12 protein-coding genes are annotated in these 12713 nt (G+C 50.8%); all 12 read right to left on the bottom strand.

Features of this window, described 5'->3' with window-relative positions; genetic code table 11:
• Positions 1-2: 2 nt before the first annotated feature.
• The 12 genes from fabZ to rpsB all read right to left on the bottom strand — a co-directional run bounded on the left by fabZ (position 3) and on the right by rpsB (position 12647).
• Positions 3-458, bottom strand: coding sequence for a 3-hydroxyacyl-ACP dehydratase FabZ (gene fabZ, locus RYZ59_RS09965; protein ID WP_003018528.1), 456 nt, complete (start codon positions 456-458; stop codon positions 3-5).
• A gap of 104 nt (positions 459-562) precedes the next feature.
• Entirely contained in the window at positions 563-1588 is a 1026-nt protein-coding gene (lpxD, locus tag RYZ59_RS09960; RefSeq protein WP_040230032.1) for a UDP-3-O-(3-hydroxymyristoyl)glucosamine N-acyltransferase, read from the bottom strand.
• A gap of 3 nt (positions 1589-1591) precedes the next feature.
• Positions 1592-2077: a molecular chaperone Skp gene (gene skp / locus RYZ59_RS09955; protein WP_005132103.1), complete on the bottom strand. Its 486-nt coding sequence runs from the start codon at positions 2075-2077 to the stop codon at positions 1592-1594.
• Between the two features lie 122 nt (positions 2078-2199).
• Positions 2200-4620 carry an outer membrane protein assembly factor BamA gene (gene bamA / locus RYZ59_RS09950; protein WP_202039452.1) on the bottom strand — a complete coding sequence of 807 codons (2421 nt, stop codon included), beginning with the start codon at positions 4618-4620 and terminating at the stop codon, positions 2200-2202.
• A 29-nt stretch (positions 4621-4649) separates the two neighbouring features.
• The gene (gene rseP / locus RYZ59_RS09945; protein WP_318046219.1) at positions 4650-6002 is read right to left on the bottom strand and encodes a sigma E protease regulator RseP; all 1353 of its coding nucleotides are present in this window, start codon (positions 6000-6002) and stop codon (positions 4650-4652) included.
• 11 nt (positions 6003-6013) lie between these two features.
• A complete protein-coding gene (gene cdsA, locus RYZ59_RS09940; RefSeq protein ID WP_048212646.1) occupies positions 6014-6871 on the bottom strand; it encodes a phosphatidate cytidylyltransferase in 858 nt (285 codons plus the stop codon).
• Between the two features lie 12 nt (positions 6872-6883).
• Positions 6884-7642 (bottom strand): (2E,6E)-farnesyl-diphosphate-specific ditrans,polycis-undecaprenyl-diphosphate synthase, encoded by a 759-nt coding sequence (gene ispU, locus RYZ59_RS09935; protein WP_040230029.1) that lies wholly within the window; start codon positions 7640-7642, stop codon positions 6884-6886.
• 312 nt (positions 7643-7954) lie between these two features.
• Positions 7955-9151, bottom strand: a complete 1197-nt coding sequence (gene ispC / locus RYZ59_RS09930; protein ID WP_202039454.1) for a 1-deoxy-D-xylulose-5-phosphate reductoisomerase — start codon at positions 9149-9151, stop codon at positions 7955-7957.
• 95 nt (positions 9152-9246) lie between these two features.
• Positions 9247-9804, bottom strand: a complete 558-nt coding sequence (frr, locus tag RYZ59_RS09925) for a ribosome recycling factor (protein WP_005132113.1) — start codon at positions 9802-9804, stop codon at positions 9247-9249.
• A gap of 139 nt (positions 9805-9943) precedes the next feature.
• Complete coding sequence (gene pyrH / locus RYZ59_RS09920; RefSeq protein WP_005132114.1) at positions 9944-10669, bottom strand: UMP kinase; 726 nt, start codon at positions 10667-10669, stop codon at positions 9944-9946.
• Between the two features lie 145 nt (positions 10670-10814).
• On the bottom strand, positions 10815-11666 hold the full coding sequence (tsf, locus tag RYZ59_RS09915; RefSeq protein ID WP_005132116.1) for a translation elongation factor Ts: 852 nt from the start codon (positions 11664-11666) through the stop codon (positions 10815-10817).
• A gap of 255 nt (positions 11667-11921) precedes the next feature.
• Positions 11922-12647, bottom strand: a complete 726-nt coding sequence (gene rpsB / locus RYZ59_RS09910; protein WP_016151758.1) for a 30S ribosomal protein S2 — start codon at positions 12645-12647, stop codon at positions 11922-11924.
• Positions 12648-12713 lie beyond the last annotated feature (66 nt).

Genomic DNA, 12713 nt, shown 5'->3' with positions numbered 1-12713 from the left:
TATCAGGCCTCCCGGCTACGGGCACACATCATCGTTGCTTCGCACACAACTTTACCGTCGACCAGCGCAACCCCTTTGAAACGGGTCAGGCCGCGGCGCGTTTTCTCGAAAGTCACTTCCATGATCATCTGATCGCCAGGCACGACGGGACGCTTAAAGCGTGCTTCATCAATACCGGCGAAATAATACAGTTCGCCTGGCTCCAGTTTTCCTACGCTTTTAAACGCCAGAATACCCGTGGCCTGCGCCATCGCTTCCAGAATCAACACGCCAGGAAAAATCGGTTTACCCGGGAAGTGGCCCTGAAAGAAAGGCTCGTTAACGGATACATTTTTCACTGCGCGCAGAAAACGACCTTCTTCAAAATCCAGCACGCGGTCTACCAGTAAAAACGGAAAACGGTGCGGCAGAAGTTCTAAAATCTCTTCAATATGCAGAGTATGAGTGTTAGTAGTCAAAATACTCTTCCTGTCTAAATATACTAAAAGGCAATAATAACACGGCCTGCCGCAATCCCAGGAATGTGACAGGCCGTAAAGTCAGACATGCGTAAAACGATGTATTAGTCTTGTTGATTAACCTTGCGCTCAATCGCTTTGAGGCGCTTGCTCATATCATCAATGTTCATCACCAGTGCAGCTGTTTTACGCCATACCTTGTTGGGTTGTAGCGGAATGCCTGAGGAGTAGACGCCAGGTTCTGTGATAGGACGCATCACCATACCCATGCCAGTTACCGTGACTTTGTCGCATATTTCCATATGCCCATTAATCACGCTGGCGCCGCCAATCATGCAGTAACGGCCAATCTTCAGGCTACCCGCCATAATGACGCCACCGGCTACCGCCGTATTGTCGCCAATCACGACGTTATGCGCAATCTGGCACTGGTTATCAATGATAACACCATTACCGATCACGGTATCGTCCAGCGCACCACGGTCAATCGTGGTACATGCGCCAATCTCAACACGATCGCCAATAATCACGCGACCAAGCTGCGGGATCTTCACCCAGTTACCGCGATCGTTCGCGTAACCAAATCCGTCGGATCCGACAACAGTGCTGGACTGGATCAGGCAATTTTCACCGATCTGAATGTCGTGGTAAATCGTCACATTCGCCCACAAGCGTGAACCTGCGCCGATTTTTGTGTTTTTTCCAACGAAGCAACCTGCGCCGATAACCACGTTATCGCCCAGTTCTACGCCAGACTCAATGACCGCATTCGCGCCCACTGAAACATTGTTACCCAACTTCGCCGTTGCATCGATCACTGCACTGGGTGCAATGTTTTGCGCAGGCTGAGGCGTGGTATCTAAAATTTGCGCCATTCGTGCATAGGTCAGGTAGGGATTCTTCACTACCAACACAGCACTCTTAGCAAACGGAAGGGAGTCCTGCGTCATCACAACGGCAGAAGCCTGGCATGCACTCAGGTGCTCACGGTACTTTGGATTCACCATGAACGTGATGTTGCCAGTTTGCGCAGATTGCATGGACGCTACGCCGGTGATGACGATATCGCCATCACCGTGTAATTCTGCATCCAACTGCTCTGCTAAATCAGCCAGTCGAATTGAAGGCATTACTTATTTAACCTGTTTCAGTACGTCAGCGGTGATGTCTTTTACATCGCTGCTGTTGTATGCAACGGTGTTCGCGTCAACAACCAGATCGATGCTCTGGCTGCTCGCAACAGATTTCACAGCTGTCTGGATACGATTAACCAGCTTGCCGCGTTCTTCGTTAGAACGACGTTGACGATCCTGCTCGAAAGCCTGCGCTTTCTGAGAGAAAGTCTGGCGCTGAGCCATGACGTCTTTTTCCAGCTTGGTACGGTCGCTGCCTGCTTTCATTGATTGCAGACGCTGCATTTTAGATTGCAGGTCGGATTCCATACGCTGCAGTTCGCTGGCACGGCCTTTGAACTCATTTTCCAGCGTAGTAGAAACACCCGTCTTCTGTGCAACCTGTTGGAACAGGCTACCCATGTTGACGATTGCAATTTTGTCAGCAGCCTGTGCGGACGTTGCCATCGCTAAACCGAGACCTGCAGCTAATAACCACTTTTTCACAATTAACTCCTTACCATCCCATTTGCACCCGAAGGTGCAGTTCTTTGCGTGGCCAGGCGATCCCATGCAAGATCGCCTAAAGTCAGCGCTACACTACCACTACATTCCTTTGCGAAGAACAATTACCAGGTTTTACCAATGTTAAACTGGAACTGTTCCGCTTTGTCTCCATCGTACTTCTTGAACGGTTGGGCGTAGGAGAAAACCAACGGCCCCAATGGGGACATCCATTGTAACGCGATACCCGCAGACATACGGATATTATTCGGATCACTGTAGTCTGGCACGCCAAGTGCACGAGTGTCGGCAGTGTTCTGCCAGTTTGTATCCCACACGGTACCCATATCCCAGAAGAAGGAGGTACGCACCGAGTTGGCATACTTATCGCTGATAAATGGCGTCGGGGTAATAAATTCCAGGCTGGCTACAGCCATGGCGTTACCGCCGACTGCATCGTCTGATTTACACAGCGCAGCGCCCGTACACTCTTCGTAGTTGTCATTATTGTCTCTATCGCCAGAATAAGCCCCGTTCTTATAGACGGCTTTCGGGCCGATAGTATTGGACTGGAAGCCACGCACGGTACTGGAACCACCCGCGTAGAAGTTCTCATAGAACGGCATCTCTTTACTGCCAATGCCATCACCATAGCCCAGCTTGGTACGTCCCAGAACCACCCACTTGTGGTCGTCATCGATCGGCACATAGGTCGCCGTATCCAACGTCGCTTTGTAGTATTCGTTATCAGACCCCGGAACAGTCACTTTACCGTTCAGGTTGACACGCGTACCTTCCGTAGGGAAATACCCACGGTCCAGCTTGTTGTAGGTCCAACCGTAGTTGAAGGTGAAGTCATCCGCGGCAAAACTGCTGGTATCATCTTGTCCCATTGAATCAAGATAACGATCCATCGCAATCTGCGGCTGCATGTTGGACAGTTTGTTATGCACATAACCCAGGCCTGCGCGCAACGTGTTGTATTCGTTGACCGGGAAGCCCAGCGTTACGTCCGTACCATAGCTTTTGTTGGTATAGTCGGACAGATCTGCATCATCTGCCTCAAAGTCGTTATAGAAGACACGACCACCGAGACTCACACCATCGACGGTGAAGTACGGGTTGGTGACAGACAGTTCAGTATAGGTCTGATAGTCGTTTTTGGTACCGCTAATCCCGACGGAATAACCGGTACCTAACCAGTTATCCTGCTGAACGCCCGCCTGGAAGCTCACGCCACTTTCTGTGCCGTAACCCACACCGAAGTTAAAGCTACCGGTGTTGCGTTCTTTCACCTTATAGACCACATCAACCTGATCAGGACTGCCCGGAACACGTTGAGTATCGGTATCGACAGTTTCAAAGTAACCCAGACGGTTCAGACGCTCTTTACCCTGGTCAACCAGATCGCTGCCCAACCAGGCGCCTTCCATCTGGCGCATTTCGCGACGCAGTACGGAATCTTTCGAGGTGTCGTTACCTTCAAAACGGATCTTACGCACATAGAAACGGTTACCCGCATCCACGTTTACACGCAATTTAACGGTTTTGTCTGCATCGTTGATTTCAGGCTGCGACTGTACACGCGGGTAGGCATAACCATAGCGTCCCAGAAGCTTCTTGATATCATCTTCCATCTTGGTCACTTTGGTGCCGTTATAGAGTTCACCCGGTTCGATTTTCGTCAGGGTCTCAATTTCGGCAGAGTGTCCAGCCAGGTTACCACTCACCTGGACCCCAGAAAGCTTGTACTGCTCGCCTTCTGTGATGTTAACGGTGATGTAGATACCTTTTTTATCCGGCGTCAGGCTAACCTGCGTGGAATCGATATTGAAGCGAGCATAACCGCGATCCAGATAGTAACTGCGCAGGGTTTCAAGATCGCCCGCGAGTTTCTGTTTCTGGTATTTACGATCGCCCACCACGTTCCACCACGGTACTTCATCGCGCAGTTGGAAGTGAGAGATAAGCTCGTCGGTTGTGAAGGCATGGTTGCCGACGATATTGATCTGTTGGATCTTCGCCGAAACGCCTTCCTGGAAGACCAGTTTGAGGTCAACGCGGTTACGCGGCAACGGCGTGACCACCGCTTTCACACTGGCGCTGTATTTACCGACGCTATAGTAAAAATCTTCCAGGCCTTTTTCGATATCGGCAAGCGTTGTGCGATCCAGAGATTCGCCAACACGTACGCCAGACGCCTCGAGGTTTTGCTTCAGCATGTCGTCTTTCACCGATTTGTTACCGGAGAAAGTGATGCTGGCAATCGTCGGACGTTCTTTTACCTGAACCAGAAGGGTATCACCATCGCGCAGGACGCGGACATCCTCAAAGTTACCGGTGGCGAACAGAGCACGAATGGTATTACTGATATCTTCATCATTAACCGTGTCGCCTGTGCGCACCGGCATACTGAGGAGAGCCGCACCAACGGCGACTCGCTGTAGGCCTTCGAAATGAATGTCCTTCACTACGAACCCTTCAGCACCGTATACGGTGGCGCTGCTAAACAGCAGCGACGCTATGAGCAACTTTTTCATCGCCATCGTTATTATGCGTTCTTCCTAACACTCTCTTACAACCGAGAGAAATCATTGAAAAGTGCAAGCCCCATTAACAACACCAGCAAGATAGAGCCAATGCGATAACTAAAGTCTTGAACCCGCTCGGATACCGGACCGCCCTTCAGCTTTTCAATCGCCAGGAACAGCAGATGCCCCCCGTCAAGAACGGGCAACGGAAACAGGTTAATTATCCCTAAGTTCACGCTGATAAGCGCAAGGAACATCAGGTAATAAATAACCCCGAACTCCGCTGACATCCCAGCCCCCTGGGCGATAGAAATCGGCCCACTGAGGTTGTTCAGTTTTACATCACCGGTAATCAATTTTCCCAGCATACTGACCGTTAGCTTCATCAACTGCCACGTTTTATCCGAGGCTTCGAGGATGGCGCTGAATGGCCCATACTGGCGTACAGTCTTATACTCATCAGGCAGAGGGATAATTTTAGGCACTACGCCCGCAAAACCTTCGGCCTTTCCGTTACCCGGTTTTGAATCCGGGGTTAACGTCAAAGACAAGGAATTCCCTTGTCTTTCAATTTCTAGCGCTAACGGCTTATCAGGATTATCGCGCACCAACGTCACGAACGTCATCCATTGCGTCAGCGGCTGACCATTGACTTTAACGATCCTGTCGCCAGCTTGCAAACCCGCCTTACTTGCCGCGGAGTTAACCTGCACTTCTGACAGCACCGGTTCAATCTGCGGACCACGTGGACGAATGCCCAAACTAGAGACAGGATCCTCTTTGTCTGGCTCAAATGCCCAATGGCGTAAATCCAGCGTTTTGTCCTGTCGCTGGTCACTGCCAAACTGCGCCACGCTGAGGGTCGTATGCTCATCACCAATTTTGGATACCAGCTGCAATCGGACGGCATCCCAATCAGGGGTTTCGATGCCATCAACCGCTTTTAGTTCCGTACCCGGCTGAATTTGCGCCTGGGCAGCAATCGAGTTGGGTGTTATTTCACCAACAACCGGACGAACGCCAGGGACACCGATGATAAAGACCAGCCAGTAGGCAAAAATAGCGAAGAGGAAATTTGCAATTGGGCCTGCAGCGATAATGGCTGCGCGTTGTCCAACCGTTTTATTGTTGAAGGCGTAATGGCGCAATTCCGGTGCGACCGGTTCAGCGCGCTCATCCAGCATTTTGACGTAACCGCCGAGGGGAATTAAGGCGATAACGTATTCCGTACCCTGTTTATCGGTACGGCGCCAAAGCGCTTTTCCAAAGCCAATGGAAAAGCGCTCGACGCGGACTCCGCAGCGCCGCGCAACCCAGAAATGACCAAATTCATGCACGGTGATAAGCACACCAAGTGCAACGATGAATGCAGCCAGATTCCAGAGAATACTCAGCATAAGACCATCCGTTAGAGCGTCCTGAATACCAGTAACAACAGGCAAGCAAAGACCGGCACCGCAGCCGTCAGGCTGTCAATACGATCCAGAATACCGCCGTGCCCTGGGATTAAGTGACCACTGTCCTTAATACCTGCTTCACGCTTAAACATACTCTCGGTCAGGTCACCCAGCACGGAGGCCAGGGCTGCAACGATGGAGCAAATGAGCAAGGTGACAGGCGCAACTTCAAGATTCGCCCACATACCATAACCCCACGAGATTACAGCTGCAGTGGCAAGTCCGCCAATAAAACCCTGCCAGGTTTTACCAGGAGAAACCTTCGGCGCCAGTTTATGTTTGCCAAACATCTTACCAAACATATACGCACCTGAATCCGCTCCCCAAACGAGGATCATGACATAGAGCAGCCATAGCGCGCCACTATAATGATTCTCATCATAGTGCCAGGCACGTAGCGCCAGCATTCCCCAAAAGAAAGGAACAATGGTTAACACGCCGAAAATTATGCGTAATGTTTTGGAATTACGCCAGACCGAGGCTGAACCGGGGTAAAACAGCACCAGTAATAGCGCCACGGCCCACCAGCCCAGCGACGCCCAAAGCGACACTTCAACCAGCGGTTGGTGAATATTATGATGATACTCAGGCAGCAAAAACAGCATCAGTGCCAGCAATAGCCCGCACAAAACCGCCAACCAGACTCGCTGTGTACGAGTGGCAAAACCGCTTAACTGTCCCCATTCCCAGGCGGCCAGCATACAGACGACCAGCGTAACAATGGCGAACCCCACCGGCGGCAGCAAAAACAACGCCGCGATGACAACGGGTATTAAAACAAAAGCAGAAATCAGGCGATACTTCAGCAAAAGCGACCCCCATCAGGCTTTTTCATCACCGGGCTCGGTGCCGCCGAAACGACGCTCACGATTAGCAAAGGCATGTAGCGCACCTTCAAAGTCTTGTTCATCGAAATCGGGCCAAAGAACATCCGTAAAGTAAAGTTCGGCATAGGCAATTTGCCACAACAAAAAATTACTAATTCGATGCTCTCCCCCAGTCCTTATCACTAAATCCACAGGAGCCAGCTCATGCATACACACTTGCTGACCAAGCATCTCTTCATCAATTTGCTCTGGACGCAACAGACCTTCCTGCACCTGTTGTGCCAGTTGCCTGACGCCCTGGACAATATCCCACCGTCCACCGTAATTCGCGGCAATATTCAGCGTTAACCCGGTATTCTGGGCGGTAAGCGCTTCCGACTTGCGAATCCGTTCTTGCAAACGAGTGTTAAATCGACTGATATCCCCAATAATCCGCAGGCGCACGTTATGGCGGTGCAGGTTTTTCACTTCGCTATCAAGTGCCCACACAAACAACTCCATTAACGCACTGACTTCCTGCGCTGGTCGGTTCCAGTTCTCACTGCTAAAGGCATACAGCGTTAACGCATCAATACCGTTATTGGCAGCAAAAGAGACAGCCCGGCGGACGGATTTTGCTCCGGCCTTATGCCCAAAGGCACGAATCTTCCCTTGCTTTTTCGCCCAGCGGCCATTGCCATCCATGATAATTGCGACATGACGACAACCATGTGCTGGCAAATTTTCGCTTAATGGTTTAGTTGCAGACAACATAACGCGTTTTTAGTCCCTGAAAGGATTATACGGTACTCAGGAATACTGAAGCCTTTGCGCTTCATCCTTCAGGCTGCCTCTTCGTTGGCTGTGCTTATTCGCCCCTGTCACATACTATTTGTATGATCCAGGGAACTCATTCACTTGCCGCCTTGATGCAACCTGAATGATTTTGTGCATCCACAAAAAAGCCGTGTCAAACCACGGCTTACCCGATCGAAAAAAAGCAAATACCTGCGATCAGGTGGCGCAGACTATATCACTGAAGCCCAACGCTAACAAATAGCACGATCCCTCACAGAGGGATTATCATCAGCTTGAGAGTCGTGTCACTTGTTTTGTCGCGACATCTCTGGCGATGGCATCGACCCTCAGCACATCGTCAACGCACTGCGGTTCCTGCAAATCCATCTTATCCAGTACGGACAAATTGAGATCGGCGATATCCGTAAATCGAATCTGCTGCGCCAAAAATGCGGCAACGGTAATCTCATTTGCGGCGTTCAGCGCAGTTGTCGCAGCCTGTCCTTGCTCAAACGCGTCCATCGCCAGTTTCAGGCACGGATAACGCTGATAATCAGGTGCGGAAAACGTCAACGCACTGAGTTTGCAAAAATCGACAGGCTTAACGCCAGAACTCACACGTTCCGGCCATGCCATCGTATGGGCGATAGGTGTGCGCATATCAGGCTCACCCAACTGGGCCAGGACGCTACCATCCTGATAACGGACCATAGAGTGAATAACCGACTGTGGATGGATCAGCACTTCCATCTGGCTTGCACTGGCATTAAACAACCAACGCGCTTCAATGTATTCCAGACCTTTATTCATCATGGTGGCGGAATCGACGGAGATTTTTCGTCCCATCGACCAATTCGGATGACGGCATGCCTGATCGGGAGTCATTAGCGCCAGATCGTGCAATGGGGTTTCACGGAAAGGGCCACCAGACCCGGTAAGCAGAACAGACACAACACCGTTTTGCTCAAGGTCAGCGTATCCCAGATTGTGTTGGATAGGTTGCGGTAAACTCTGAAAAATCGCGTTATGTTCGCTATCTACCGGCAAAAGCTGCGCTTTGTGGCGTTTTACGTCGTCCATAAACAGACGCCCGCAGGTTACCAGAGACTCTTTATTCGCCAGCAAAATGTTTTTGCCCGCGCGGATTGCCGCAAGCGTTGGCAACAAACCGGCCGCGCCGACTATCGCCGCCATGACCTGATCGACATCATCCAGCGCGGCCATATCACAGGCAGCCTGCTGCCCGCACATCACCTCGGTGCGGCTTCCCTGCTCGCGCAATGCGGCTTTCACCAGCGCTGCACTTTTTTCGTCATCCATCACCGCGTAGCGGGGGGAAAACTCCAGACATTGCTCCACCATACGGGCGACATTTTTACCCGCTACCAACGCAGCAACACGAAATTTATCCGGGTTATGGCGTACTACATCGAGCGTACTGCAACCAATAGAGCCGGTTGAGCCCAGGATGGTTAATTGCTTCATGAGACATCCAGAAGAATTGAGACAGGATAAAAAGCAAAACGCCGCCATCCAGCCTTCTCAGGCCTTCTAAGCGGCGTTTTTAGCGTACAGGCGAATCAGAACTGCATCAGTTCCGCTTCTTTCTCTGCCAGCGCCGCATCAACTTTCTTGATTGCAGCATCGGTCAGTTTCTGTACGTCGTCCTGAGAACGGCGATCGTCATCTTCGCTGATCTCTTTATCTTTCAGCAGCGCTTTCACTTTGTCGTTGGCATCACGGCGTACGTTACGCACAGCAACACGCGCACCTTCAGCTTCGCCACGAACGATCTTGGTCAGATCTTTACGACGCTCTTCGGTCAGCGGCGGCAGTGGAACGCGGATGTCAGAGCCCGCTGAGCTTGGGTTCAGACCGAGGTCGGAAGCCATAATCGCTTTCTCAACAGCAGGACCCATAGAGCGGTCAAACACGTTGATTTTCAGGGTACGGGAATCTTCAACCGTTACGCTTGCCAGCTGGCGCAGCGGAGTCGGCGTGCCGTAATATTCCACGATAATGCCATCCAGCAGGCTGGGAGAAGCACGACCCGTGCGAATTTTGCTGATTTGATTTTTGAATGCTTCGACGCATTTGTCCATGCGTACTTCAGCATCTTTTCTGATATCGTTGATCACGTTACGAATCCTTGAAAGCTTGTTTCAGTCAGACCATACCCACTACGCAAGGTGTGACAAGTATAGTCTTGATTAATTTTGAGGGACGTATCCCGCGACATTAAAGCGGAATATTACCTGCATTTAGCCGCAACGGGAATTATTCAGTGATTAACGTGCCTTCTTTTTCACCCATCACTACACGGCGCAGCGCACCCGGTTTATTCATGTTGAAGACACGAATCGGTAATTTATGGTCACGAGCCAGCGTGAACGCAGCCAGATCCATCACTTTCAGTTCTTTATCCAGTACTTCAGCATAGGTCAACTGTTCGTACATGGTTGCTGTTGGATCTTTAGCCGGATCGGCGGTAAACACACCATCAACTTTAGTGGCTTTCAGAACCACATCCGCTTCAATTTCAATACCACGCAGGCAGGCTGCGGAGTCGGTGGTGAAGAACGGGTTGCCTGTACCGGCGGATAAAATAACCACGCGGTTGTTACGCAACAGGCTGATCGCTTCCGCCCAGCTGTAGTTATCACACACGCCGTTCAGAGGAATTGCGGACATCAGGCGAGCGTTCACATAGGCGCGGTGAAGCGCATCGCGCATCGCCAGACCGTTCATCACGGTGGCTAACATGCCCATGTGGTCGCCCACAACGCGGTTCATCCCTGCTTTCGCCAGACCAGCACCACGGAACAGGTTACCACCACCGATCACTACGCCAACCTGGATTCCCAGCTCGACCAGCTCTTTGATTTCCTGAGCCATACGGTCAAGTATGCTTGCATCAATACCGAAGCCTTCTGAACCTTGCAGAGCTTCGCCACTTAACTTAAGCAGAATACGTTTGTAGACGGGTTTTGCATTGGTAGCCATGTTTCTTTCCTGAGACTGTCAACGAATGAGATGAGTTAATTCCAGCGACATTGTATGTCGCTTTTCAGCCTTACCACTATAGCGCTTAGCTGAATTTACAAGTCGGACGCAAAAAGAAGCCGCCCTCAGGCGGCTCCTTTTAAAATTAAGACTGCTTGGACATCGCAGCAACTTCTGCTGCAAAGTCAGTCTCAACTTTCTCGATGCCTTCACCCACTTCGAAGCGGATGAAACCCGTTACGTCAGCGTTGTGCTCTTTCAGCAGCTGAGCAACAGATTTGCTCGGTTCCATAACGAAAGGCTGACCAGTCAGAGAAACTTCGCCGGTGAATTTCTTCATGCGGCCTTCAACCATTTTCTCTGCGATTTCTTTCGGCTTGCCAGACTGCATCGCGATGTCCAGCTGAACCTGGTATTCTTTTTCTACTACTTCAGCAGAAACGTCTTCCGGCTTAACGAATTCTGGTTTGCTTGCAGCAATGTGCATTGCCAGCTGTTTAACCAGTTCTTCATCAGCGCCAGTTGCAGCAACCAGAACACCGATGCGCGCACCGTGCTGATAGCTACCCAGTACTTCGCCTTCCAGGGAAGCAACGCGACGGATGTTGATGTTCTCACCGATTTTAGCAACCAGAGCAACACGTTCTTCTTCGAACTGTGCTTTCAGAACTTCAACGTCAGTGATTTTGCCAGCAACGGCAGCGTCCAGTACTTTGTCAGCAAATGCCTGGAAACCAGCATCTTTAGCAACGAAGTCAGTCTGGCAGTTAACTTCCAGAATGAAAGCGATATTGCCGTCGATTTTGGTTTTGATTACGCCGTCAGCAGCAACGTTGCCTGCTTTTTTCGCTGCTTTGATAGCACCGGACTTACGCATGTTTTCGATTGCCAGCTCGATGTCGCCATTAGCTTCAGTCAGTGCTTTTTTGCAATCCATCATGCCTGCGCCAGTACGCTCACGCAGCTCTTTTACCAGGGATGCGGTAATTTCAGCCATTCTAAAATCCTCGGAAGATTTGATCTGCCCGGCATGAAACCGCACAGATTTAAAAGTGAAAAAGGGGCCTGAAGGGCCCCTAACCAAACATGATACTACCTGGTTTATAAGGGCTCTTCCCCTTTATATTCCGAGCCGCAGGTGCGTTATCTTTGCTCGCTCATCCCGGTCACTTACTTGTGTAAGCTCCCGGGAATTCTCGAGCTTGCCGCCTTCCTGCAACTCGAACTACCTCGGGGAAGTTATCAAGCCTTATTATTCAGCTTCTACGAAGCTTTCTTCCGCCTGGGAAGCCAGATCCTGAGAACGGCCTTCACGAACGGTAGTAGCTACAGCGCCCAGGTACAGGGTCACAGCACGGATTGCGTCGTCGTTACCCGGGATAACGAAGTCAACACCGTCCGGATCAGAGTTGGTATCAACGATAGCAAATACCGGGATACCCAGGTTGTTTGCTTCTTTGATAGCAATGTGCTCGTGGTCAGCATCGATTACGAACAGAGCGTCCGGCAGGCCGCCCATGTCTTTGATACCGCCCAGGCTGTTTTCCAGTTTCTCAAGCTCACGAGTACGCATCAGCGCTTCTTTCTTGGTCAGCTTTTCGAAAGTACCGTCCTGAGACTGAGTTTCCAGATCTTTCAGACGTTTGATGGACTGACGAACGGTTTTCCAGTTAGTCAGCATACCGCCCAACCAGCGATGGTTCACGAAGAACTGGTCGCAGTTGTTAGCAGCTTCTTTCACCGCTTCGCTTGCAGCGCGTTTAGTACCAACGAAAAGGATTTTACCTTTACGAGCAGAGATCTTGTTCAGTTCAGCCAGAGCTTCGTTGAACATCGGTACAGTTTTCTCAAGGTTGATGATGTGAACTTTGTTACGCGCACCGAAGATGAACGGCTTCATTTTCGGGTTCCAGTAACGGGTCTGGTGACCAAAGTGAACACCAGCCTTGAGCATGTCGCGCATGGAAACAGTTGCCATGATTAAAACCTCTATATATAAAAGTTGGGGTTAAGCCTCCACGCATCCCATATTACCGACCCCAAA

Source organism: Citrobacter sp. HN-141 (genome assembly GCF_033341895.1).
In the GTDB taxonomy this organism is placed as follows: domain Bacteria; phylum Pseudomonadota; class Gammaproteobacteria; order Enterobacterales; family Enterobacteriaceae; genus Citrobacter.
This window is presented reverse-complemented; position numbering and strand designations above follow the sequence as displayed.

Excerpts from the sequence above, each read along its gene's own strand:
- lpxD (WP_040230032.1), bottom strand. The coding sequence starts at position 1,588 with ATGCCTTCAATTCGACTGGCTGATTTAGCAGAGCAGTTGGATGCAGAA.
- bamA (WP_202039452.1), bottom strand. The coding sequence starts at position 4,620 with ATGGCGATGAAAAAGTTGCTCATAGCGTCGCTGCTGTTTAGCAGCGCC.
- rseP (WP_318046219.1), bottom strand. The coding sequence starts at position 6,002 with ATGCTGAGTATTCTCTGGAATCTGGCTGCATTCATCGTTGCACTTGGT.
- ispU (WP_040230029.1), bottom strand. The coding sequence starts at position 7,642 with ATGTTGTCTGCAACTAAACCATTAAGCGAAAATTTGCCAGCACATGGT.
- ispC (WP_202039454.1), bottom strand. The coding sequence starts at position 9,151 with ATGAAGCAATTAACCATCCTGGGCTCAACCGGCTCTATTGGTTGCAGT.
- pyrH (WP_005132114.1), bottom strand. The coding sequence starts at position 10,669 with ATGGCTACCAATGCAAAACCCGTCTACAAACGTATTCTGCTTAAGTTA.
- tsf (WP_005132116.1), bottom strand. The coding sequence starts at position 11,666 with ATGGCTGAAATTACCGCATCCCTGGTAAAAGAGCTGCGTGAGCGTACT.
- rpsB (WP_016151758.1), bottom strand. The coding sequence starts at position 12,647 with ATGGCAACTGTTTCCATGCGCGACATGCTCAAGGCTGGTGTTCACTTT.